The organism is Collinsella aerofaciens, assembly GCF_005845035.1.
In the GTDB taxonomy this organism is placed as follows: domain Bacteria; phylum Actinomycetota; class Coriobacteriia; order Coriobacteriales; family Coriobacteriaceae; genus Collinsella; species Collinsella aerofaciens_I.
The window spans coordinates 43,015-68,202 of record NZ_SPFO01000002.1 but is presented as its reverse complement, the minus strand read 5'-3'; the positions used below and the strand labels follow the sequence as shown (position 1 = coordinate 68,202).

Annotated in this window: 19 protein-coding genes; 16 read left to right on the top strand and 3 right to left on the bottom strand. The window is 60.3% G+C overall.

Going from position 1 to position 25,188, the window contains the following annotated elements; genetic code table 11:
• The first annotated feature begins 91 nt into the window (after positions 1-91).
• The 10 genes from FGQ67_RS01415 to ligA all read left to right on the top strand — a co-directional run bounded on the left by FGQ67_RS01415 (position 92) and on the right by ligA (position 11,614).
• Complete coding sequence (locus FGQ67_RS01415; RefSeq protein ID WP_117634210.1) at positions 92-292, top strand: hypothetical protein; 201 nt, start codon at positions 92-94, stop codon at positions 290-292.
• A gap of 101 nt (positions 293-393) precedes the next feature.
• Positions 394-2,343, top strand: a complete 1,950-nt coding sequence (locus FGQ67_RS01410; RefSeq protein WP_138339699.1) for an NAD(P)/FAD-dependent oxidoreductase — start codon at positions 394-396, stop codon at positions 2,341-2,343.
• A gap of 167 nt (positions 2,344-2,510) precedes the next feature.
• Positions 2,511-3,242, top strand: coding sequence for a GntR family transcriptional regulator (locus FGQ67_RS01405; protein ID WP_138339698.1), 732 nt, complete (start codon positions 2,511-2,513; stop codon positions 3,240-3,242).
• 125 nt (positions 3,243-3,367) lie between these two features.
• Positions 3,368-4,390 (top strand): LacI family DNA-binding transcriptional regulator, encoded by a 1,023-nt coding sequence (locus tag FGQ67_RS01400; protein WP_171025130.1) that lies wholly within the window; start codon positions 3,368-3,370, stop codon positions 4,388-4,390.
• Positions 4,391-4,432: 42 nt separating this feature from the next.
• On the top strand, positions 4,433-4,927 hold the full coding sequence (locus tag FGQ67_RS01395; RefSeq protein WP_138339696.1) for a type II toxin-antitoxin system RelB/DinJ family antitoxin: 495 nt from the start codon (positions 4,433-4,435) through the stop codon (positions 4,925-4,927).
• Positions 4,914-5,285 carry a HepT-like ribonuclease domain-containing protein gene (locus tag FGQ67_RS01390; protein WP_118258530.1) on the top strand — a complete coding sequence of 124 codons (372 nt, stop codon included), beginning with the start codon at positions 4,914-4,916 and terminating at the stop codon, positions 5,283-5,285. The genes FGQ67_RS01395 and FGQ67_RS01390 overlap by 14 nt, the downstream gene beginning before the upstream one ends.
• A gap of 134 nt (positions 5,286-5,419) precedes the next feature.
• Complete coding sequence (locus tag FGQ67_RS01385) at positions 5,420-6,757, top strand: glutamine synthetase family protein (RefSeq protein WP_117745685.1); 1,338 nt, start codon at positions 5,420-5,422, stop codon at positions 6,755-6,757.
• A gap of 50 nt (positions 6,758-6,807) precedes the next feature.
• Positions 6,808-7,470 (top strand): response regulator transcription factor, encoded by a 663-nt coding sequence (locus FGQ67_RS01380; RefSeq protein ID WP_022095077.1) that lies wholly within the window; start codon positions 6,808-6,810, stop codon positions 7,468-7,470.
• Positions 7,471-7,676: 206 nt separating this feature from the next.
• Complete coding sequence (locus FGQ67_RS01375; RefSeq protein ID WP_138339695.1) at positions 7,677-9,137, top strand: S1C family serine protease; 1,461 nt, start codon at positions 7,677-7,679, stop codon at positions 9,135-9,137.
• 248 nt (positions 9,138-9,385) lie between these two features.
• Entirely contained in the window at positions 9,386-11,614 is a 2,229-nt protein-coding gene (gene ligA / locus FGQ67_RS01370; RefSeq protein WP_138339694.1) for an NAD-dependent DNA ligase LigA, read from the top strand.
• Between the two features lie 427 nt (positions 11,615-12,041).
• Here the strand turns inward: ligA and FGQ67_RS01365 are convergent, their stop codons facing one another.
• From FGQ67_RS01365 to FGQ67_RS01355, 3 genes are all read right to left on the bottom strand, one after another.
• Positions 12,042-13,214, bottom strand: coding sequence for a hypothetical protein (locus tag FGQ67_RS01365; RefSeq protein WP_138339693.1), 1,173 nt, complete (start codon positions 13,212-13,214; stop codon positions 12,042-12,044).
• Positions 13,215-13,322: 108 nt separating this feature from the next.
• On the bottom strand, positions 13,323-14,162 hold the full coding sequence (locus FGQ67_RS01360) for a MerR family transcriptional regulator (protein WP_138339692.1): 840 nt from the start codon (positions 14,160-14,162) through the stop codon (positions 13,323-13,325).
• A 55-nt stretch (positions 14,163-14,217) separates the two neighbouring features.
• The gene (locus FGQ67_RS01355) at positions 14,218-15,564 is read right to left on the bottom strand and encodes an MATE family efflux transporter (RefSeq protein WP_138339691.1); all 1,347 of its coding nucleotides are present in this window, start codon (positions 15,562-15,564) and stop codon (positions 14,218-14,220) included.
• Between the two features lie 258 nt (positions 15,565-15,822).
• On the opposite strand from FGQ67_RS01355, the gene FGQ67_RS01350 reads away from it, so the two are divergent.
• From FGQ67_RS01350 to FGQ67_RS01325, 6 genes are all read left to right on the top strand, one after another.
• Positions 15,823-17,652 (top strand): ABC transporter ATP-binding protein, encoded by a 1,830-nt coding sequence (locus tag FGQ67_RS01350; protein WP_138339690.1) that lies wholly within the window; start codon positions 15,823-15,825, stop codon positions 17,650-17,652.
• On the top strand, positions 17,645-19,543 hold the full coding sequence (locus tag FGQ67_RS01345) for an ABC transporter ATP-binding protein (RefSeq protein WP_138339689.1): 1,899 nt from the start codon (positions 17,645-17,647) through the stop codon (positions 19,541-19,543). Before FGQ67_RS01350 ends, FGQ67_RS01345 begins: the two co-directional genes overlap by 8 nt.
• Before the next feature lie 215 nt (positions 19,544-19,758).
• Positions 19,759-20,796, top strand: coding sequence for a hypothetical protein (locus tag FGQ67_RS01340; protein ID WP_138339688.1), 1,038 nt, complete (start codon positions 19,759-19,761; stop codon positions 20,794-20,796).
• A 235-nt stretch (positions 20,797-21,031) separates the two neighbouring features.
• Entirely contained in the window at positions 21,032-22,093 is a 1,062-nt protein-coding gene (gene moaA, locus FGQ67_RS01335; protein ID WP_249934347.1) for a GTP 3',8-cyclase MoaA, read from the top strand.
• 4 nt (positions 22,094-22,097) lie between these two features.
• Entirely contained in the window at positions 22,098-23,399 is a 1,302-nt protein-coding gene (gene mobB, locus FGQ67_RS10380) for a molybdopterin-guanine dinucleotide biosynthesis protein B (protein WP_138339687.1), read from the top strand.
• A 386-nt stretch (positions 23,400-23,785) separates the two neighbouring features.
• Complete coding sequence (locus tag FGQ67_RS01325; protein WP_171025129.1) at positions 23,786-25,066, top strand: MFS transporter; 1,281 nt, start codon at positions 23,786-23,788, stop codon at positions 25,064-25,066.
• The last annotated feature ends 122 nt before the right edge of the window (positions 25,067-25,188 follow it).

The following is a 25,188-nucleotide window of genomic DNA, read 5'->3' as shown; positions in this document are numbered from 1 at the left end:
CGCAGATAAAACCGACCAAAATAAACCTGTCCCTTTTTGGTAGGTGGAGAATGGGGTAAAGTAAGTGGTGGTTAACTAGAGGAGGCTTGCTATGGCACCTATCGATATTGTTGTACTGGCTGTTATCGGTATTGCGTTTGTCGCCGTGTGCGTGCGCATCTACCGCAAGGGCACCTGCGCCGACTGCGCTCAGGGTGGCGTTTGCACGGGGCATTGCTCCAACAAAAAGACCTGTGCCGCACTTAAGGGCGTGGACAAAATCGCCGAAGACTTGGGCCGCGGTATTCATTAGCCGACCGCGTTTGGGCATGTTTGACTGCGGATGCGGCAGTTGCTGATACGATAAGTACGTTAGCAACTGCCGCCGAGCGGCTCAAACGAAAGGAATCCTGTATGGAGTCTTCTGCCTATCCGATGCTCTTTAGCCCGATCAAGGTCGGTACAACCGAGGTCAAGAACCGCGTCTTTATGCCGCCAGTGTCCACCAACCTGGCCGATCATGGCTATGTGACCGACGACTTGGTCGATCATTATCGTGCCCGCGCCAAGGGCGGCGTGGGCCTGATCATCACCGAGGTCGTGACGGTCGAGCCCACCTATACCTATCTGCCGGGTGACATGTGCTGCTACGACGACACGTTTATCCCCGGCTGGGAAAAGCTCGCCGCAGCCGTCCACGAGTATGGCTGCAAGATCATGCCGCAGCTCTTCCACCCCGCCTACATGGCCTTTAACATTCCGGGTACGCCGCGCCTGATCGCTCCGTCCTTTGTGGGCCCGTCCTATGCCCGCGAGGCGCCGCGCCCCATTACGGTCGATGAGATTCACGAGCTCACGCATCAGTTTGGCGACGCTGCCGTGCGTATGCAGAAGGCCGGTGTCGATGGCGTCGAGGTCCATGCGGCGCACGCCCACGGCATGCTCGGCGGTTTCTTGACCCCGCTCTATAACAAGCGTACCGATGAGTACGGCGGCTCGCTCGACGCCCGCATGCGCTTTTTGCTCGAGGTCATCGCCGAGATTCGCGAGCGCTGCGGCAAGGACTTTATCATCGACGTCCGCATCTCGGGCGATGAGTACACCGATGGCGGCCTGACCCTCAACGACATGATCTATGTCTCGCGTCGCTTGGAGAAGGCCGGCGTCGACATGATTCACGTGTCGGGCGGTACCACCATCAAGCGCGGTTCCGCAATTCCCGCCGCCGGTACTCAGCAGGCCTCGCATGCCGCCTGCTCGCGCGAGATTAAGAAGCACGTGAACATTCCCGTCGCCACGGTCGGCCGTATCAACGAGGCCTGGATCGCCGAGGAGCTGATCGAGGACGGCGCTGCCGATATCTGCATGATGGGCCGCGCCAATCTGTGTGATGCCGAGTTCTGCAACAAGGCCGCTGCCGGCAACGCCGACGATATTCGCCCCTGCATTGGCTGCCTGCGCTGCCTGAACGGCATTATGTTTGGCAAACGCATCTCCTGCACCGTTAATCCGGACGTGGAGCGCGACGAGGCTGGCTACGAGCCTGCCGCCGAGGCCAAGAACGTGCTCGTTGTGGGCGCTGGTCCTGCGGGCATGGAGGCGGCGTTCATTGCCGCCAAGCGCGGCCACAACGTGGTGCTCGTGGACAAGCAGGACGAACCGGGCGGCGAGATGCGTATCGCAGCCGTTCCGCCGGCAAAGCAGGAACTCACCCGTGTGATCAAGTATCAGTATCGCCGTCTTGCTGAGGCGGGCGTGAAGTGCGTATTTGGCACCGAGCTTACTGCCGAGGACATTCAGCGCGACTACGCCGGCTACGAGGTCGTCCTGGCCTATGGCGCCGAGCCCATCGCTCCGGCCTTCATGCAGGGCTTTAAGCAGGTTATGACGGCCGACGACCTGCTGGGTGGCAAGGCTTTCCCGGGTAAGAAGATCGTCATCGTGGGCGGCGGCACCGTTGGCTGCGAGACGGCCGATTACCTGGCCCCGTTGGTCAACGACCTGTCGCCGGCCAACCGCGATGTCACCGTCATCGAGATGACCAAGACGCTCGCCGCCAACGAGGGCGGTGCCGGTCGCGCGGTGCTCATCACGCGCATGCTCTCCAAGGGCGTCCATGTGCTGACCGAGGCCAAGGTGACCGAGATCACCGAGGATACCATCAGCTACGAGAAGGACGGCGAGGTCCACACTATTGCCGGTGCCGATACGCTGGTGCTTGCTATGGGCTATCGTCCCAACACCAAGCTGGCCGACGACCTGGCTGCAGCCGGTGTTGCCGCCCACGTGCTGGGCGATGCCAACAAGTGCGGCAACATCCGCGACGCCATCGGCGATGGCTACAAGGTCGCCTGCGAACTCTAGTTAACCCCTTGGCACATGAGGAGGGGCGTCTCTGCGCCATCCGATAGCAAAATAGCGGTGGTGTCCCGGGTTTCGGGATGCCGCCGCTTGCTCTTGCGGTGCTGGCGACGTGAGCACCCCCTCTTTCACCACAACTGATGGGATGGGGGATGCGATAGTATTACGTGGTGAAATTCGACAAACCGTGGGCTTCATCCGAGGGCTTTATGGAACAACATCAGCATTATCAGAGCCTGCAAGATCAGGCATACAACGCATTGCGCTCCAAGATCATCTATGCCGAGCTCAAGCCTGGCACGCGTCTTTCGGCGATTGGTCTGGAAAAGGAGACGGGAATCGGGCGCACGCCCATTCGCGAGTCTTTTGTGCGCCTGCGCGAGCAGGAGCTGGTGGAAACGCGTCCCAAAAGCGGCACCTATGTCTCAAAAATCAGCATGGAGCGCGCCGAGAATGCCTGTTTCTTGCGCGAGAAACTCGAGAGAAGCGTGCTTATTAAATGCTGTTCGGCCGCCACACCCGAGCAAAAGCAGCGGCTCGAGCAGATTCTTGCCGAGTCCGAGTCGCTCGACCATAGCGAAACGCGTCGCTTTTTTGATCTGGACAACCTGTTCCATGAGACGTGTTTTGCGATTGCCGGCCGTCACATGTTGTGGGATTGGATGAAGAGCGTCAATACGCATTTTGAGCGATACAACTGGTTGCGTATGGTGTCGCAGGACCTAGATTGGGAGCCGATTCGTCGGCAGCATCGCCGGATTCTCGAGGCCATTAAGAGGGGCGATACCGACGCGGCGAGCTATCTGGCCGAGACACACTTGCACCTGATGCCCGAGGAGCAGGGCCCGGTTATCACCTTGCATCCCGACTATTTCGAGCTGTCCAAAGATTCGTCTATCTAGCCCATCATCGCATCTGCTCGAGGCGCAAAAACGATGCTGCTCACCTACAACGTTTTGCAAGCGAGATTTTTAAAAAAATGCCTAAAATGGCTCAGACTGCCGACAAATGGGAAACGGGGTGCGCTATGGCGCAGATGAGAATCAAGGACATTGCCGCCGAGGCGGGCGTGAGCCCGGCCACGGTCTCGCGCTATCTCAACAACCGCCCCGGGCAAATGACCGAGGAAACCCGTGCTCGCATCGCGGCGGTTATCGAGCGCACCGGCTATCGCCCGCGTGCCGCCGCGCGCAATCTGCGCAGCTCGCGCACCAACCTCATTGGCGTGATCCTGGCCGACATCGCCAACCCGTTCTCCAGCGCTATGCTCGAAGGACTTTCCGCCAGTGCCGCCGCGCGCGGCTGCTCGCTTATGACGGCCATTAGTGTCAACGACCCCGCTAAGGAAGCGGAGTCGCTCACCAGACTTATCGATGCCGGCGTAGACGGCCTGGTCGTCAACACCTGCGGTGGTAACGACGGGGCCATCGCCGCTGCCGCGGGACGTCTGCCCGTTGTGCTGCTCGACCGCGACGTTGCCGACGGCGGTGCCGATCTGGTGACATCTAACAACCGTGAGCTGGTCGCCGGCCTGGTAGACGCCCTGGCCGCTGCGGGCAGCGAGCGCCTGTGCCTGCTCACCGAGGCAAGCGACGACAGCCCCGTGCGTCGCGAGCGCGCCGAGGCCTTTGCCGACGAGCTTTCGCGCCGCGACCTTGCGGGCGAGGTTGTCACCTTGGCCGATGACGGTGCCACGAGCGTCAGCCGCCTGGACGAGACCATCCGCGACTACGCGGGCAAAAAGCTCGGCCTCATTGCCGTCAACGGCCTGGTCTTCCTGCGTCTGACCGAGGCGCTGGCACAGTTGGGACCTTCGTTGCCGGCTGGCCTCAAGATTGCGACGTTTGACGATTACCCCTGGAACCACGTGCTCTTTGGCGGTGTGACCACGGCCGCGCAGGACACCCTCACCATTGCCGAGCGCGTGGTCGAGCGCCTGTCCGAGCGCATCGACGTCGTTACCACTACGGTGGGCGATGCCGCAAAGCTCGCCCCCAAGCGCATCGAGGTCCCCGGCCACATCGAACACCGCGCTTCGACCTCGCGCTAGTCTGTGTGATAATATATAGACAATGTCATACAGGAGGTATCCATGGCTGCGTCTGTGCTGAGTGTGCGAGTGGACTCGTCAATTAAAGATTCATTTGCCGAGCTGTGCGAAGAACTTGGCATGACTTCGTCTGTTGCAGTCAATATGTTTATGAGACAGATGCTGCGCGAGCGTTCGCTGCCGTTTGTCCCTTCACTCGGTAAAAGCTCTGCGAGCGGAAGCGTCGCGGCGGGCATTTTGGATACCGCTCAGATTGAGTCCGCTGTCCGTGAGGCGGCCAGCCCGATTCCCGCCATCAAAAGCGTGATTCTTTTTGGCTCGTATGCTCGTGGCGACGCGCGTGCCGATAGTGACATTGACTTGCGTCTCGAAGTCGATCGCGATCAGGGCTTTGGCCTTTTCGCGTTGTCGGCATTCGGCGAGGCGGTGCGCAAAGAAACTGGGAGGCAGGTTGATCTTGTCTCGAGCGACCATCTTGATGCCGATCTTGCCGCGGCAATCGAGCGCGAAGGAGTGATCCTTTATGATCGCGCGTAAGTCAGACGGCCTCCGCGCCCAAGAGGTCTTGGACGCCATCTCTGAAACAAACGAGCGCATCAAGGCTTTTGATATCACCGAGGACCAGTTTCTGCATGCGAATGACGTGCGGACGAGGGCGTTGGCGGACTCCCTTTTGATGTGCGCGCTTAGGGTGACGGAAGAAGCGGGCAAGTTGTCGGAACGCTCGCAGCGGCTTCATCCCGAAATTGAGTGGCGTGGAATTATCGGCATGAGAAATTACCTCGCGCATGATTACGGCAATGTCGACCGATCGGTTGTTTGGGATGCGGTGACGATGGAGTTCCCAGCGCTGGAACGAGCGTGTAGGCAAATTGTTTCCGAATCTGAACGCTAGCCATTCGTTCGTGACTGCCTGTTCGCACACGTTTTTTGAGCGCTTGATACGCTTTAACCCTGCGGAAACATTTTTCTGCGATAGTATCTGCGATATAGACCAGTCGAAACCCGCCCGAAAGAAAGGGGAGCGACATGAACCAGCAGAACATCGATTACGTACTCCGCTCCGTAGAGCAGCGTGACATCCGCTTTGTTCGTCTGTGGTTTGTCGACATTCTCGGCCGCCTCAAGAACTTTGCCATTAGCCCCGAGGACCTCGAGGTCGCTTTTGAGGAGGGTATTGGCTTTGACGGCTCCGCTATCGAGGGCTTTGCCACGCCCGAGGAAGCCGACATGCTGGCGTTCCCCGATGCTTCGACCTTCCAGATCCTGCCGTGGCGCCCGAGCCACAACGGCGTCGCCCGCGTGTTCTGCGACGTGTGCACTCCCGATCGCAAGCCGTTTGCCGGCGATCCGCGCGATGCCCTGCGCCGCATGTTCCGCAAGGCCGAGAAGGCCGGCTACCTGCTCAATGTGGGTGCCGAGCTGGAGTATTACTACTTCCCCGACGAGCACACCCCCGAGCCGCTCGACAACGTGGGCTACTTCGATCTTTCGGTGAGCGACGCCGCCCGCGACCTGCGCCGCAACACGGTCCTCACGCTCGAGAAGATGTCCGTGCCCGTGGAGTACACCTTCCACGCCGCTGGCCGCTCGCAGCACGGCATGAGCCTGCGTCACGCCGAGGCCCTGAGCATGTCCGACGCCATCACCACGGCCAAGCTCATCATTAAGCAGCAGGCCTACGAGAGCGGTTGCCACGCCTCCTTTATGCCCAAGCCGTTGGCGGGCGAGGACGGCAGCGCTATGTTCCTGTGCCAGTCGCTATTCGACCACGACGGCAACAACGTCTTTTGGGGCGAGGACGACGAGAAGTACCACCTCTCCGATATCGCCAAGCACTACATGGCCGGCATCTTGGCGCACGCGCGCGAGATCAGCGCCATCACTAACCCCACGGTCAACTCGTACAAGCGCATCACCACGGGCGGCGACTCCGTGCCGCAGTACGCCACGTGGGGCCTGCGCAACCGCGCGAGTATGGTCCGCATTCCGGTCTACAAGCCCGGCAAGCAGCTGTCCACGCGCATCGAGCTTCGCAGCCCCGACCCCATGGCCAACCCGTACCTGGTCAACGCCGTCACGCTGGCGGCTGGTCTGGACGGCATCGAGCGCAAGCTGGAACTCCCGCCCGAGGCCACGGCCGAGACGCTCAAGCTCACCGACCGCCAGATGCTCGAGGCCGGCTACACGCCGCTGCCGCGTTCGCTCAAAGAGGCGCTCGACGTGTTTGAGGACTCGCAGTTTATGAAGGATGCCCTCGGCGAGCACATCCACAGTTTCTTCCTCAAAAAGAAGCGCGACGAGTGGCATAAGTTTGAGTCTACGATCACCGAGTGGGAGATCAAGCACTACCTGGCGAACTCCTAATCGCGCTGGCTTGTTCCAGTACGATTGAGCTCATTTCTTTGGAGGCCGATATGTCCGAAAAGAGTGCCCTGTTCATGGCGCGCACGACGCGCTTCCACGAGTTTGCCCGCAGCTTGACGACCACCCTGGGTGTCGAGGTGAGCCTGGCAACCCCCGATTCGCCGACTGCGGCGCACGACTTTGACCTGCTGATTCTCGATTCCGACGGCATCCGCAGCGACCGTATCGATCAGATTGCCAAGTGGCTTGACGATCGTGGCGGCGTCCCCATGTTGGTGATCGTCGACGACGAGGCGCTCGGTACCTTGCGCCTGCCCAATCACGCGCATGCCGACTTTGTATGCCCCACGGCGACACCCAACGAGCTCAAGGCTCGTGCGCAGCGCCTGATGGGCGAGGAGGAGACCGTCACCGCCGACGATGTGCTCAACATCGATAACCTCGAGATTAACCTGGCTACCTACCAGGTGACGCTCGATGATGAGCCCATCGACCTGACGCTGATGGAGTACTCGCTGCTGAGCTTTTTGGCGACGCACCCCAACCGCGCCTACAGCCGCGAGGTGCTGCTGCACCGCGTGTGGGGCTTTGAGTACTGCGGTGGCACGCGCACCGTCGATGTGCACATTCGACGCATCCGCTCCAAGGTAGGCCCGCAGATCGCGGCACACATCACCACCGTCCGCGGCGTGGGCTATCTGTTTAAGGACTAGATTTCCACCACAAAGGGGACAGGCACCTTTGTGGTGGTTTTGCCGTAGGCCGGGTCCTTTCGGGTCTGCAGCAGAACTTAAGCCTTCCTAAAAGATTGCGTTCTCATACACGTACGCCCGCATATTGGGGTACAACTCAACGTGAACAATGATGGCCCGCCACATGTTTGGCGGGCCTTTGGTTATTTGACGAAAGGATCGCAGCCATGAGCGAGAACGATTCCCAGCGTCCCCAGGATGCGGGCAACGCCGGCGAGACCCAGCAGCAGCCGCGTGTGCAGGTGGAGTCGACGCCTGCCGGCAGTAACATTCCCTACGTGCAGGCCTACGACACGCAGACCGGCAAGCCGCTGGGTGGCCAGCAGGTCGTGAACAAGCACACGGTGGTCAAGACCAAGACCAAAAAGCTGCCGATCTTTATTACGGCGCTTGCCGGCTGTGCCTGCGGAGCCCTGCTGGTCATTGCGCTCATTATGAGCGGCACGCTCGATATCGGCGGCGGCAAGAATGCCGTGACGGCGGGTGCTTCGGGTTCGTCGACGCAAAAGATCACGATCGACTCCGAGGACACCACGCTGGCCGAGGCCGTTTCTGCCAAGGCCCTGCCCTCCGTGGTTTCCATTACCGCCACTTCGAGCGGCAGCCAGAATGGCTCGCTTTCGCAGTCTGCCGACGAGTCGGATAACTCAGGCAGCGTCGGTTCGGGCGTGGTGCTCGATACCGAGGGCCATATTCTCACCAACAACCACGTGGTCGATGGCTATGACCAGTACGTGGTTACCATGGACGACGGCACCACCTACGAGGCCGAGTTCGTGGGCAACGATGCCTCGAGCGACCTGGCCGTCATCAAGCTCAAGGATGCTGACGCCTCCAAGCTCACCCCGATCGAGATGGGTGATTCCTCCAAGCTCAACGTGGGCGAGTGGGTCATGGCGATCGGCTCGCCGTTCGGTAACGAACAGTCTGTCTCTACGGGCATTGTGTCGGCGCTGTATCGCTCCACGGCCATGAGCTCTACCAGCGGTAACACCATCTATGCCAACATGATTCAGACCGATGCCGCCATCAACCCAGGCAACTCCGGCGGCGCGCTCGTCAACGACAATGGCGAGCTCGTGGGTATCAACTCGCTCATCGAGAGCTATTCGGGCTCCAGCTCGGGCGTGGGTTTTGCCATTCCGGTCAACTATGCCAAGAACATTGCCGACCAGATCATCGACGGCAAGACGCCGGTGCATCCGTACATGGGCGCTACGCTTTCGAGCGTCAACGCGCTCAACGCCCGCACCAACAAGCTGAGCACCGATAGCGGCGCGTATGTGGCGAGCGTCGTCGAGGATGGTCCTGCTGCTAAGGCCGGAATTCAGGAGGGCGACGTCATCACCAAGCTGGGCGACGACGAGATCACGAGCGCCGATGGCCTGATCATCGCACTGCGCAGCCACGAGGTGGGCGAGAAGGTCGAGATCACGCTCATGCGCGGCAAGGAAGAGAAGAAGGTCACCGTCGAGCTGGGCTCCGATGAAGAGCTGCAGAACCAGCAGCAGGACGACAGTTCGACCGATACCGGCAACGGCGGTATTACCGACGAGCAGCTGCGCCAGTATCTGGAGGAGCTGCTGGGCCAGCAGGGCCAGGGTCAAGGTTACGGCCAGGGGTTCTAGCGAGCCGTTTCGCACATACCAATGCCAGAGGGGCTGTCCCACCAACGCGGGACAGCCCCTCTTTTCTTATTGATCCGTTGGGGACGGAGGAAAACGGATCACTTGGGGCTGACAAGGGCATGGTTTGATCGCGCGATCCACCCCGGTCCGGGCGCTGCCGATTCGGTGCGGTTCGAAAGGGTTATTCGGCCCCATCGTGACCGGTGGTACTCTTGTATCCGTTTGAAATCGAGCGAAGGAGTGCCGCTATGGAGCAATCGAGCCTGTTTGGTGACGGTGTGGACATCGATACCGAAACGCCCGCGAGTGCGGATGCCGCCGCGCCGACCGACGCCCATGCCCAGGCGGCAGCGCGTGCGGCCGAGCTGCGCCACGAGCTCGATTACCACGCCTATCGCTACTACATGCTCGATGCGCCCGAGATCACGGACACCGCCTTTGACAAAATGCTCGTTGAGCTGCAGGAAATCGAGGCCACCTACCCCGACCTGGTGACGCCCGACAGCTATACCCAGCGCGTGGGCGGCTACGTGAGCGAGCAGTTTACGCCGGTCACGCACATGGCACGCATGTATTCCATGGACGATGCCATGGATCTGGACGAGCTCGACGCGTGGCTCCAACGAACCGAGGATGCGCTCGGCGCAGGTAGCGTCACCTATACTTGCGAGCTTAAGATTGACGGTCTGGGCGTGGCGCTTACCTACCAAAACGGCACTTTCGTGCGCGCGGCCACGCGCGGCGATGGCACCACGGGCGAGGACGTATCGCTCAATGTGCGTACCATCAAGGATGTGCCCATGCACCTGTCCGAGCCGGCGCTCGCCCACATGGGCGCCGACCGCGAGCGCACCATCGAGGTACGCGGCGAGGTCTATATGCCCAAGGGTAGCTTTGTCCGCCTGAATGAAGAGGCCGATGCCGAGGGACGCGACCCCTTCGCCAACCCGCGCAACGCCGCCGCCGGCAGCCTGCGCCAAAAAGATCCCAAGATCACGGCGCGCCGCGATCTCGCTACCTTTATCTATGCCATCGCCGATACTGACCCACTGCATGTCCACAGCCAGCGCGAGTTTCTTGACTGGCTGCGCAGCGCCGGTTTTAGCGTCAACCCCAATGTGGCACGCTGCGCCACGCCGGCCGAGGTTCACGAGTTCTGCGCCCAGGCGCTCGAGCACCGCGGCGATCTGGACTATGACATCGACGGCGTGGTCGTAAAGGTCGACAGCTTTCAGCAGCAGCTCGACCTGGGCTTTACCGCCCGCGCACCGCGCTGGGCCATCGCCTTTAAGTTTCCGCCCGAGGAAAAGCAGACCATCCTGCGCGAAATTCGCATCCAGGTGGGCCGCACCGGTGTGCTCACGCCGGTCGCCGAGTTCGACCCGGTGACGGTCGCCGGCTCCACCATCGCGCGCGCCACGCTGCACAACATCGACGAGATCCGCCGAAAAAACGTGCGCGAGGGCGACACTATCATCGTGCACAAGGCAGGCGACGTAATCCCCGAGGTCGTGGGCCCGGTGCTCGACAAGCGCCCGGCCGATTCGGTCGACTGGCAGATGCCCGAGGTCTGCCCCGTGTGCGGCAGCCCCGTGGTCCACGAGGATGGCGAGGTGGCCTACCGTTGCGTCTCCATCGACTGCCCCGCGCAGCTCAAGGAGCGCCTGCTTCACTGGGTGAGCCGCGGCTGCATGGACGTCGACGGCCTAGGCGACGAGATCGTCGACAAGATGATCGCCGCCGGGCTGATCCACGATGTCGCAGACTTCTACCAGCTCACGGTCGACGACATCGCCGGCCTGGACACGGGCCGCACCTATGCCAGCTCCAACAGCAAAAAGGGCGTCAAGAAGGGCGACCCCATTCCGGTAGGCCTCAAGACGGCCGAGAAAATCATCGCCGAGCTCAACAAGTCCAAGAGCCAGCCGCTCGGTCGCGTGCTGTTTGCCCTGGGCATCCGCCACGTGGGCAAGAGTGTGGGTGAGGTCATCGCCGAGCGATTCCTGTCGATCGACAAGCTTATCTTGGCGAGCGAAGAGGACATCGCCGAGTGCGAGGGCATCGGTCCCAAGATTGCGGCGAGCGTCAAGCAGTTCCTGGCCGTGCCCGAAAACCTTGCCGTGCTGGAACGTCTGCGCCAAGCGGGCCTTTCGCTCGAGGTCGACCTGGGCGCCGCGCATGCGCAAGCCGCAGCCGACGCTGGCGTGGCGGGCGAGCTCGCCGACGCACAGCCGCTCGCGGGTCTGACCTTCGTGCTCACCGGCACGCTCGTCAACCGCACCCGCGACGAGGCAGGTGCGGCGCTCAAGGTACTCGGTGCCAAGGTTTCGGGCAGTGTTTCAAAGAAGACGAGCTACCTGGTCGCCGGCCCCAAAGCGGGCTCCAAGCTCACCAAGGCCGAGCAGCTGGGTGTGCCCGTGTTGGATGAGGCGGCACTTGAACAGATTTTGGCGACGGGTAGGGTCCCGGAGGCATAATGATTTGTTGAGGAGCTGCGCAGAGGCTCAGTTCCTCAACATCTCCTTATAGTGTTTGCCTGTTCAATTTCGATATCGTTTCCCTCGTATGATCCAGATGCGTCTACCGACTCAAAGCGTGAGTAGGAAACTCTTGTCCCAACTTTGATTTGGGAAAGCTTGTCTTTGATTCGGCCAGATGAGGGGAATGTAATCCGGGTTTGCTTTCCAGCGTCGGTGTAGCGGGGACTGTTGTCTGTTTGGATTACGAGTTCCGTTCCCTCAATAGAATGAACGCTGCCGGCTCCAAAGACAAGGTAATCATCTCCTCCGCTATAGCGGGCTCTATCTGTGCATGAAGAAACGGATGCAAACATAGCGAAAATCACCAATATCGTAACCAGGGCAAAGGCCGTGGTGCCATAGCATTTTGATGGTGCCATCCGGTCTACCAAAAGACTGTTCCGTTCAATTTGACCATATTGGGCGTTGCATAGTTAATCGCTCGGGGATAAGTGTTCCATCCGTCGAATACTTCGAGCCACTGCAGTTCGATGCCAGAGCTTCCATTATGCCCAGTAAAATAGCCAGTTACCGTGACTGTATGACCTGATAGCTCGACGGATCCTTCACTGTTTCGGCTGTTGATCCACATATGATACAAGCCGATATTCCCTTGATCGATAGTTGCTCTGTACTGAGCGAATTGAGGCTGATAACCGAAAAATTGAGTATTAAGTGCTCTACCCTTTTGAGCGGCAAGACTTTTAAACGGAACAATTCCATCTGGGATGATCGTGCTTCCGTACTCGACGCCCTGATCATTGGTCTTATACGTTGTTGTGCCAGTGACGTTCCATATTTCTTTATAATAATCGGGATTAAATTGATTAGCGTTTGAACTGGTGAGACCGTAATGCATTGATACAGCGTACAAGGCAGAAACGACGCATGCATACTTATTAGTGCGGGCTTCAACTAATGATTCCGAGACTCCTCGGAACGGTATTCCGTTTAAATCGTCTATTTGGAAATGCAACATCAAGTCATCTTCATTGATAATGACTGCATTCCATGAAGTTGGGTTATTGCTTTGAGGTGCTATACCCTTTTCGGTGACAATCGGGACAGACCGTATATTGTTATAGTTGGTTACACAGTCTCTAGTTCCTGGCACCAAAGTTCCATATTCAATATCGTTGTACGAAATTAGTACGGTTGGGTTTGTGGCCTGTTGGCCGGAATAAGTTGAAATGGCGTTTGATAGAGAAGCTGAAATCGGAAGAATGGTATCGCCGAGGGTTATCTCCTTCAGAAGCCCAGGATATGATGCGTCAAGTATTAAATAACCGTAAGGGCTTCCTTCCCTTGTGACACTGATTTCATAGCCACAGATAAGGCCGATTTGTTGGCATACGGGAACGATTTGCTCGATCTCTAAGTTCGCGGATCCGTCGACGATGGGCAACAGGGAAAGCGCGTAGTCTTGTGCTAGGTCTGATGTAAAAGCGACGGATGAGTTTGAGTCGGCAGCGAATACTCTTGTTGGGCGTGACGCGGATAAGCCGATGATCGAGGCTAGGCCGAGAAGAAACGAGCGACGTGATTGAACTCTGGGCATAATGTCTCCTGCCTATGGGGGGCAATATGCTGTCATTTTATTTGCTACATAATACAATCTAATTCGGATTAAGGTAAATGGATGGAATTGCTCGATAAATGGTAGTGATTAGCGGACCGGTATCGCGATCCTCGTCACATACGCCCCTGGGTCGTCGCTGATGATGTCGTCGATGAGGGCGATTTCGCGCGAGGGACCGGCGGGGGACAGGTCGCGCTCGTGCATGTAATCGAGTAAGCGCTCATAGCGCGGGGCCGCCTGACCGTGCGTGCCGCGGAAGCTGACCGTCAGACACCGCGCGGCGGGACGTACTTCGACATCGCCCAGGTAATCGTCCGTGTCATCGAGCAGCATAAAGACCTCGTCGTAGCCGTCAAAGTCGCCGGCGGCGAGGCGCACGGCGCTAATCCCGACGCCTAAGTTGCCCAGAAAGACAAAGGTCTCGTGCTGGCCCTTCTGCAGCTGACGAATCTGCCACTCCAGCGCATAGGCGTCGGTAGGCTTGACGCGTTCGCGCAATACGGCGCAGCGAAGCTCGGGCGCATCGATTGTGCAAATGGTATCGAGCTCGGTGTTCAGGGCATCGTGAAGCAGGGCAAGCCGGTTGTCGATCTTGCGCGACACGCGCTCCAGCTCGCGGCGCTTGCGCTCGATGAGCTCCTGCTGCTGCGCCAGCTGCCGCTGCATGAGGTCCACATCGCGCGTGGTCACAAACTCACGGATTTGTGTGAGCGGCAAGTCGAGAACACGCAGATGACTGATGGTGTTGAGGGTGGAGAGCTGCCGCGATCCGTAGTAGCGGTATCCACTTGCCGGATCGATGTGCGCCGGATCCAGCAAGCCCATCTGCTCGTAATGACGTAGCGTGCCCACGCTCAGGTTAAACAGGCGCGCAATCTCGCCAATGCGGAGCAGGCCCTCAGTATGTTCACTTGGCGTGTCGGTCACAGGATCGCTCCTTTCGGTAAAAAGCAGGGGAGAGGTGCCAGCCTGTGTCGCCCCGCTACGCCACCAACTTGTCAAAAGCCCCGCGCCGGTTGAGCACGGTAAACGCGACAACACAGATGACCGCCGACAAAATCGATCCGCACGGCGAGGCGATGCCCATGGGAAACAACGTATCGGAATAGGCGTTCGACAGCAGCCACGCGCCTGGCACGCGAATGAGCGCCACGGCCAGCACGTTGTGCGCAAAGCCGATATAGCTCTTGCCGTATGCAGCGAAAAAGCCGCTAAAGCAAATGTGGATGCCGGCAAAAATCGCGTCGAAAATATAACTGCGCATATAGCCGGTGCCGGCGGCGACCACCGCGGCGTCCTTGGCAAAAAAGCCAATAAACGCCGGTGCCACCAGCCACATCAGCGCCGTGATCAGGCAGCCGTACACCACCGAGATCGTCATGGCATCTTTGAGTACCTGACGCGCGCGGTCACCCTTGCCCGCGCCGACGTTTTGCGCCGTGAGTGCGCTGACGGTGGCGCCCATGGAGCTCGGCACAATGAACAAGAAGCTGATCATCTTCTCGACCAGGCCCACGGCGGCGGCGTCGACCAAGCCGCGGTGGTTGGCGATGACGGTGATAAACATAAACGCCACCTGGATGCAGCCGTCCTGCACGGCCACGGGCACGCCGATCTTAAGAATACTGCCGAGCACCTCGGGCTGGGGGCGCAGGTCGCTGCGCTTAACGTGGATGTTCGTGCGGCGGCTCTTAAGCCACACGAGCGCGAGGGCAACGCTGGCCGTCTGCGCGGTCACCGTGCCGAGTGCCGCGCCCACGGGGCCGAGCCCCATGTGCCCGATAAACAGAAAATCGAGCGCGATGTTGATGATGCATGCCACGCCGATCACGTACATAGGCGAGCGCGAATCGCCCAGCCCGCGAAAGATGGCCGAGAGGATGTTGTATGCGGCGATAAACGGAATGCCGACAAAGCAGATGCGCAGGTAGGCGGCGGTTCCTTCGACCGCCTCGGCCGGCGTGCCAATGAGTGCCACGATTTGCGGGCACAGCGCGAGCAGGACAGCGGCCAGCACCACCGAGACGCCCATAAAGAGCGTGATGGTATTGCCGATGGCGGTCTCGGCGCGGTCGAAGCGGCGCGAGCCCACGGCGAGACCGACGATCACCGTCGTTCCCATGGCCAGGCCCACGAGTGCCACGGTAATCATATAGAGCGTCTGAGCGCCATTTGCCACGGCGGTGATGCCGGCGGCGCCGCTAAACTGCCCCATCATGTACAGGTCGGCCATGCCGTAGAGCATCTGCAAAAAGTACGAGAGCATATAGGGCAGGGCAAAGACCGCGATGGTCTTAAGGACATTGCCGCGTGTGAGGTCGTGTTCCATGGGCGGGGCTTTCTGGCTGGGTTCGTTTACGTACCAGTGTAGTGAAAACCCTACAACGATTGTAGAGTCAAGGTTTGTGTTGACGCCGAAGCGAAAAAGTCTCGCGCACCATTATTCCGAGTGAATATGGACACACATCACGAGAACTCGCCGCCGGCGCTAACCTTGCAGAAAACGATTTCGGAATACTTGACACCATTATTCGGCGCGCAATAATACGTGCATTTGCGAACAACGTTTGATGGGGGTTGAACCTGCGTGCGCAATCTCAAAATACTGTTTTCCTATCTAGGGGCATACCGTCGCGATGCCATCCTCGGCGTGTTCTTTGTGTCGGTCGAGACGGTGCTCGAGCTGTTTATCCCGGTCATCATGGCCAACATCATCGATGTGGGCGTGCCTGCGGGTGATATCAACTACATGCTGCTACAGGGTGCGTACATGTTGGTGTGCGCTGCGCTTTCGCTGGTACTGGGCTTGGGTTATGCCCGCACGTCCGCCCGCGTTGCCTCGGGCCTAGGCGCTAACCTGCGCGAGGCCGAGTACAAAAAGATTCAAACGCTCGCCTTTGGCAACCTGGACAACTACGACGCCAGCTCGCTCGTCACCCGCATGACCACGGACATCACTGTTATTCAAAACGCCATCGGCAACGGCTTTCGCCCCATGGTGCGCGGTCCCGTGACGCTTATCGTCGGCTTGGTCTATGCGTTGGTGCTGTCGCGTCCGCTTGCTACGGTATTCGCGATTATTCTGCCGGTGCTGGCGATCGTACTGGGCGTTATCACCTGTCGCGTCAGTCCGCTCTACCGCCAGCTGCAGACCTCGATGGACCACCTCAACGGCGTGGTACAGGAAGACCTCACCGCCGTGCGTGCCGTCAAGGCCTACGTTCGTACCGAGCACGAGGAGGCCAAGTTCGACACCGTCAATACCGAGCTCGCGCGCACTGCGACAAAGACCTTTGGCAGCGCGGTGCTCAACCTGCCGGTGTTTCAGCTGTCGATGTACGTGGCTGCGCTCTCCATCCTGTGGATTGGCGGCCGCATGATTCTCGCCGGCAAGCTGGGCGTGGGCTCGCTCACGGGCTTTATGAGCTACGTGCTGCTGATCATGAATTCGCTCATGATGATTTCCAACGTGTTTTTGCTGCTCACGCGCGCTCTTACGAGTGTGGGCCGTATCGCCGAGGTGCTCGATGAGGAGCCCTTTATCGCCAACCCCGCGGGAGACCTCGCGATTGCGGCGCCAGCGGACGGCAGTATCGAGTTTCGCGACGTTTCCTTTAAATACCGCACGGATGCAGCCGAGGATGTGCTCGAGCATATCGACCTTCGCATCGAGAGCGGCTCGACGGTGGGCATCCTCGGCGGCACGGGCTCGGGCAAGAGCTCACTTGTGCAGCTGATTGCGCGCCTGTACGACGCTACCGAGGGCGCCGTGCTTGTGGGCGGACGTGACGTGCGTGACTACGACCTCGCGACCCTACGCGACGCCGTGGGCATTGTGCTGCAAAAGAACGTGCTGTTTACGGGCACCGTGCGCGAGAATCTGCAGTGGGGCAATCCGCAGGCGTCGGACGATGAGCTCCTCGCGGCTTGCCGCGCGGCGTGCGTGGACGAGTTCCTTGATCGCATCGGCGGGCTGGACGGCGAGTTGGGCCAAGGCGGCGCCGGTGTCTCGGGTGGCCAGAAGCAACGCCTGTGCATCGCGCGCACGCTGCTCAAGCATCCGCGCGTGCTCATTTTTGATGACTCCACCAGCGCGGTCGATATGGCGACCGACGCAAAGATTCGCGAGCACATCGCTCGGATTCCCGATGCGACCGTGCTCATCATCGCCCAGCACATCGCGAGTGTCATGGATGCCGATCGCATTGTGGTATTGGACGACGGTCGTGTCCACGGCGTGGGCACGCACGAGGAACTGCTAGCGGGCGACAACATATACCAGGAGATTTATGCCTCGCAGATGGAGTTTGCGAGGAACGCGGACGCCGGCGACGGCAGCGACGATGGTTGCGCGAATGATCCGTTTTCCTCCGTCGTATGCGGATCACCCTTGGAAGGGGGTGAGCGCCATGCCTAAGACCGCAGCCCAAGCACGCCCGGCCGACCTCAAGCGCACTGTACGCCGCTTGCTCTCCTACATGGGGCATGCCAAGTTCTCGTTGCTCGCGGTGGGCGTGCTCGCCTCCGTTGCCGCCATCGCGAGCCTCGCCGGCACCTACATGGTGCGCCCCATCGTTAACGGTTTGGCCACGGGCGGGGAGGAACTGCTCGCCAAGCAGGTCATCCTGACGGCGATCATCTACGCTGCGGGCGTGCTCTCGGCCCTGGGCTACTCGCAGATTATGGTGCGCGCGGCCCAACACGTGGTGTCCGATATTCGCCGCGACCTGTTCGCGCACATCCAGACGCTGCCGCTCAGTTATTTTGACAGCACGCGCTCGGGCGACATCATGAGTTTTTTCACCAACGACGTCGACACCGTCTCCGAGGCGCTCAACAACAGCTTTGCCAACGTGATTCAGGCCGCCATTCAGGTTGTGGGCACCACGGCTATGCTCATCATCCTTAACTGGCAGCTCACGATTATCACACTCGTGTGCGATGCGGCCATTGTGCTGTATGCGCGCTACTCGGGCGCGCGCTCTAAGCGTTTCTTTGCCGCCCAGCAGGCATCGCTTGGCGACCTGGACGGATATATCGAAGAAATGGTCTCGGGCCAAAAGGTCATCAAGGTCTTTAACCGTGAGGCAGCGAATGTCGCCGGCTTCACCTGCCGCAACGACGAGCTTCGCCGCACCGGCACCGCCGCCGTGAGCTATGCCAACTCCATGGTGCCCATGACCGTCGTGATTGGCTACGTCAACTATGCCATCGTCGCCGTGGCGGGCGGCATGCTCTGCATCAAGGGGCTCGCCGATGTGGGCGCACTTGCAAGCTACCTGGTCTTTGTGCGCCAGGCCGCCATGCCCATCAACCAGTTTACGCAGCTCGGCAACTTCTTGCTCAACGCGTTGGCCGGTGCCGAGCGCCTGTTTGCGGCTATGGACCTTGAGCCCGAGGTGGACGAGGGCTGCGTGGAGCTGGTGCAGACGGGCGACGCCGCGTGGGCGTGGAAGATTCCCGAGGGCCAGGGCGTGGGCGCGTACGGGCACTTGCATGACGTGGCAGCCGTTGATGAGTCGGGCCGCGCGGTGGCCGCCGACGGCACCGAGCTCACGTGCGGCTTGGTCCCGCTTGCCGGCGACGTGCGCTTCCATGCCGTGGACTTTTCCTACGTGCCGGGCGCCCGCGTGCTCACGGACCTCAACCTGTTTGCCAAGCCGGGGCAAAAGATTGCGTTTGTGGGCTCCACGGGCGCCGGCAAGACGACCATCACCAACCTCATCAACCGCTTCTACGAGGTCGATGACGGCGAGATCACGTACGACGGCATCGACGTCAAGCACATTGCCAAGGCCAGCCTGCGCGGGTCGCTCGGCATTGTGCTGCAGGACACGCACCTGTTTAGCGGCACCATTGCGCAGAACATCCGCTTTGGCAAGCTCGACGCGACCGACGAGGAGGTGCGCGCCGCTGCCGAGGCCGCCTGCGCCGACTCGTTTATCCGCCGCCTGCCGCGGGGCTACGACACACCGGTCACGGCCGACGGCGCCAACCTGTCGCAGGGTCAGCGTCAGCTGCTCGCCATCGCGCGCGTGGCCGTCGCCGATCCGCCGGTGCTCATCCTGGACGAGGCCACGAGCTCCATTGACACGCGTACCGAAAAGCTCATCGAGCGCGGTATGGACCGCATCATGCGCGGTCGCACCACGTTTATGATCGCGCACCGCCTGTCCACTGTCCGCGACGCCGACGCCATCATGGTCCTCGAACACGGCCGCATCATCGAGCGCGGCACGCACGAAGAGCTGCTCGCCCAGCACGGCGAGTACTGGCAGCTGGCGCATGGCTTAAAAGAGTTGGATTAACCCGTTCGAGCACGATGCTTTGACCCCTCCGTGCCTCTCACCTCGCCTCAAACCATCACAACATTCGACGTTTTTTGCCAAAATCGGGAAAAGCGTCGAATGTTGTGATGGTTTTTCTGCCACTCGACCGGGCGGAATCGCTTTCTTGCGCGCGAAGGTGTGCGGACCCGTGGGCAGGGGAATAAGGTTGGTTATCCGACTCCATTGGAGGGCTCATGGACCTGCCGATCGTCCTGTCCCATAAGACTGCCTGGCTGTACCACAACGTGGAGCGTCCGTTTGAGCCGCTCTCGCGAGCAAGCAGCCTATACGATGAGGACTCGCTTGCTAACGAGGCGGAGCCGACCGCGGGCCTGCCCAAATTGGGACTCGATGCCAAGGGGCTGAGGGCTTCAACGGCAGTTGGGATCGTTACCGACTATCTGGTCTCACTTGGTATTCCACGAGAAGAGCTCGATCATATCGACACGCTCGTCAACTTCGATTTTGAGCGCTCGACGCCGGCTGGATTTAGGTGCCACGTGTTTGGGGCGCCGGTACCTCCAGGCCATCTTATCGAGGTGGCAGAGGGCCTTCTGGTGGTTGATGAGGCCATGTGCTTTGTCCAAGCGGGTTCGTGGATGAGCGAGCCCGAGCAGCTGGAATATGGCTACGAAATCTGCGCCCGATACCATTTGAATCATCTGTCGACAGGCGATTATGTCGAGATGGGGCAGAGGTACACCGTTGCCGACTTGATTGCCTATTGCAATGAGAACCGATCTCGTCAGGGGGCTATACGCGCGGCCGCCGTGCTCAAGCGCGTGCACGATGGCGCGCGTTCGCCCATGGAGACGGCCACCGCAATCATGGTCGTAGCAAAACGTTCCCAGGGCGGGCTGGGATACGCCAAGATCGAGCTCAACCATCGGGTCGATGTTCCCAACGAGTTCAAGTATCTCGCAAAGGCCGGGTATTTCGAGATCGATGTATACGCGCCTGCGAGCGGTACGGGGATTGAATACAACGGCTCGGACCATCTTGATAAACAGCGCAGCGCGTCGGACGCGGAGCGTATGACCGTGCTGAGCGCGCTGGGCTTTAGGATGATCGTCCTCACCGGGACTCAGTTTGCCCACCAGCTGCAATTGCATCGGGCGATGAACGCCATCGCGCTCGCTATGGGCCTCAAGTGCGACCGAAGCGAGGTGTTCCAGAAACGGCAGAACGACCTGCGAGAATTCGTGATTCGACACTGGGATGGCGGCCTTTAGGGGCGCTTTGGTCCTTCTACGGGGTGCCGTGGGCAGGCAGACCATCACAACATTCGACGTTTTTTGCCAAAAACGAGAAAAGCATCGAATGTTGTGATGGTTTGCGTGTTGAGGATGGGCTTGGAAAGTCCGTTTTGCTCGAAGCGACCTGTCCTGTCGTACGGGTGTCGGCATGATTCTCGCATGGGGTATTATGTTTTCCGAAGAATAAAACGCCGCGTGAGGGGAGGGTTGCGTGGACGGGCACGTGCAACATGACGGCTTTGGCCGCGATATCAACTACCTGCGCATTGCCGTTACCGACAAGTGCAATTTCCGCTGCATTTACTGCATGCCGGCCGATGGCGTGGCGCCCCGTGCACACGACGAGCTGCTCAGCGCCGAGGAAATCGCCCGCTTTGTGCGCATGGTGGCGGGGGAGGGCATTCGCCGCGTACGCCTGACGGGTGGCGAGCCGCTGGTCAGCCGCCGTATTATTCCGCTCATTCGTGATATCCGCGCGATTCCGCAGATCGAGGACATTTCGCTCACCACCAATGGCGCCCTGCTGCCCAAGCTGGCGCCGCAGCTCAAAGACGCCGGTCTTAACCGCGTCAACATTTCGCTCGACACGCTCGACCCTACGCTCTTTGGAAAGATCACGCGCCTGGGTCGACTCGAGCAGACCATGGCCGGCATCGACGCGGCGCTGGCTTGGGGCTTTGAGCCCGTTAAGGTCAACTGCGTTGTGGTGCGCCGACTCAACCAGGATGTGGCGGCCCTTGCGCGGCTCACGCTCGACCGACCCATCCACCTGCGCTTTATCGAATACATGCCCATCGGTGACGAGCGCACGAGCTCGCATTGCGCCGTAGACCCTCACGCGCCCGCGCTCAATCCCGAGCTGTGGGACGCGAGCGACACCGTGCCGAGCGACGAGCTGCGGGCGCGCATCAATGCCGGGGCCGCGGCGGCGGGACTGGGCGAGCTCGAGCTCGAGCCGCTCGACATCAACGACGCTCCTGCCGGCGCGGGCCCCGCGCGCTATTGGCACTTTCCGGGCGCGGCGGGAACGGTTGGCTTTATTAGCGCCATGTCCAATCATTTCTGCGCGAGCTGCAACCGTCTGCGCCTGACGGCCGATGGCAACGTGCGTCCGTGCCTGTTCAGCGATGCCGAGTATTCGGTGCGTGAGGCGTTGCGCCGTGGTGATGATATGCAGGTACTTTCGATTTGGCGCGATGCCGTGGCCCACAAACCGCAGGAACACGCGATAATTGAGGGCACGCAACGATTTATGTCCCAAATCGGAGGATGATCATATGGCCAAGAGCAGGTACGCCGATGCCACCAAGGCCGCTCGCAGGGCCGCGATGTCTGCCCACAAAGTCACGGCTACTGACAGCGATGCCGTCGCAGCCGCACAGCCGACTGCCAGCGCTGCCACCGAGCCCACCCGTGATGCCCGCCGCGACGAGCTGACACACGTGGACGCCAAGGGCGAGGTGCGCATGGTCGACGTGTCCGACAAGGCCGAGACCCATCGCATTGCTATCGCCGAGGGCACTATCCTCATGCATCCTGAGACGCAGGCTATGGTGCTGCAGGACCGCGCCAAAAAGGGCGACGTGCTTGCCTGCGCGCGCGTGGCGGGCATTATGGCCATCAAACGCACAAGCGACATCATCCCCATGTGCCATCCGTTGCTCATTACCAAGAGCAAGTGCGACATTGCGCCCATTGCTTCGGCGGGGACGCCGGCCGAGGACGTGCCCGAGGGCTGGGCGCCGGCGCGCGTTGACGGGCAGGTTGGCTTTCATGTATTGGTTACGGCCGGCGTGACGGGTAAGACGGGTATCGAGATGGAGGCCCTGACTGGAGCGAGTGCTGCGTGCTTAACAATCTATGACATGTGCAAGGCGGTCGATCGCGGCATGGAGATCGTCGACGTGCGCCTGCTGCACAAGGAGGGCGGCCGCTCGGGCGTGTGGGACCGCGCAGAGCGTCAGGCCGCTGCTGTTGAGGCCGTGGCCGCTGACGGTGCCGCGCCCGCGGGCGCACCCGTCGCCGTCGCGCCCGCAGCTCCGACACCGGCCGTCCCCGCGATCGCGTTTATCGGCTACCAAAACTCGGGCAAGACCACACTCGTCGAGAAGGTTATCGCCGAGCTCACCCGCCGCGGCCTGCGCGTGGGTTCTCTCAAGCATCACGGGCACCACGGCTTTGATATCGACGTGCCCGCTAAGGACACCTGGCGCCATCACCAGGCCGGATCAAAGCACGTGGGCCTCATCTGTGCCACGCGCTGGGCGGAGTACGCCGACACGCGCGAGGAGGACGAGATGCCCGCACGCGAGCTGCTGTCGCGTTACAACGATGTCGACGTGGTGATCATCGAGGGTTACAAGACCGAGGGCTTCGACAACATCGTCGTCGCGCGCTCCGGTGTCGACCGTCTGCGCGGCAAGAGCTCGCTCGACCTGGTCGATGGCCACACGCTGGCCCTTGCCTGCAACGAGGCCCTGGCGCGTCAGGCCTTCGACGCCGGCTTTGCGACCCGAGCCATCAACATCAACGACGCCCGAGCCATCTGTGATCTTATCCAAGATCACCTTCAGGCTTGACGCTGCGCCGGCCCCAAGCACCCCATCTCGCCCCTCAAGCCGTCGCTCGCGTACCAAAGTACGCGTCGCTCCTCTTTCGGGGCGACCTGGGGCACTTGGAACCGGCTCGCTGTGTTGCCATAACATGCCAAATAGGAACAGGTTTATTTCGGCAGGTTTTATCTGGGCAAACGCCATTTCCACCACAAAGGGGTCAGGCACCTTTGTGGTGGTTTTTGCTTTGGTAGATGTGTGGGACATGTCTTACAATCTACCAAGTAGTTCATGACGGGCGAAAAACGGAGAGAAGGGGCTTGATGCGTCCTTAATGTTTCATGCGGATAGATTGATTTGACAGACGGTGGCGAATGCCCACCGTCCGCATTCGTATGAAACAAGGAGTCTCTATGCTCGCCCCTCTTTTCTCAAAGCCTCAATCATCGTTGTCCGTGCAGGCCAAGCGCCTGGTGGCGATGCGCTTTCTCATCTACACCGGTTTTCAGACCAGCTACTTTATCGGCGTCATCGGAACGCTCACCTATGCAGACGATGCCTCGGTTGTGGCGACATCGCTGGCCGTTCTGTTTATGAACGTATTCGTGATCTTGGGATCCTTTGCGGGTGGCGCTGCGCTCGACGCCTGGGGTCCGCGCCGTCATTTCCGGGCGAGTATCGTCGGCACGTTGGCAACCGGCGCGGCAATTCTCGCCTTTGGCAGCGCGACCGAAACGGTCCTTGCCGGCGCGGTACTCCTGGGCTTTGTGATGGGATTTGCCCAGCCCATTGCCACGTCCTATCCGGCGTATCTCACCGACGACCCCGTCGAGCTCAAAGACATCAACTCCGCCATCGCCATGTTCTCAAACGTGAGTATCATCGTTGGCCCCACGCTGGGCGGCTTTGTCGCAGCTGCTGCGTCGTCGCGTGCGGTGTTTTTGCTCATGATGCTCTTTACCGTACAGGCGCTCGTTGCCGGTTGGGACTTTAGGCCGCAGACCAGCCATGCCGCCGGGCATACGGATGCCGATTCGGCAGAGGAAGGGGAGCGTGCGGGACAAAGCCCCGACCCCAACACATCTTCCCGCGCCACCTTCGCGACCAGCATCAAGACGGTCTTTACCAATAGCGTCCTCGCGCTACTTTTCTGCATTATTTTCCTTTCGAACTTTGGCTACGGTGCCTTCGACCCGCTGGAGTCGTTCTTCTACCGTGATGTCCTGCACGTCGGTGTCGAATGGATGGGCTGGCTCTCGTCGGCCAGCGGTGTCGGCGCGGTGCTGGGCGCCGTCCTCGCGCTCCGCTTGCCGCCGCACCTGGTCAACCTTAAAACCCTGCTCGTGGCGCTCATGTCCGTGGGCCTGGGAAGTTTGCTCTATGTGGGGACACCGTACGTGGGCGTGGCCCTCGTCGGCCAGATCGCCCTGGGCATTGCTTGGGGTGTCGTCAACCCGCTCCACAACACCATTGTGCAGACGACGGCGCCGCTCGAGCAACTCGGCCGTGTGAACTCGGTCATGGGCTTTGGCAATATGTTCGCCGGCGTGGCCCCTCTGGCGGTTGCACCGTGGCTGGCGGCAACATTTGGCGTACAACGGACACTCGTGGGGGCAGGCATGGTCGTGACGGCGGTCCCCGCGGCGTTGCTGCTGTTTGGCCGCCGGCATTTCGATTGTTCTGCAAGGCAGTAAAACCCATCACAACATTCGTTGAAAATCGCGATTTTGCCGAATAACGTCGAATGTTGTGATGGTTTGCGCTGCGGATCCGGCCACCACAAAGAGGCCAGGCGCCTTTGTGGTGGTTTTTGCTT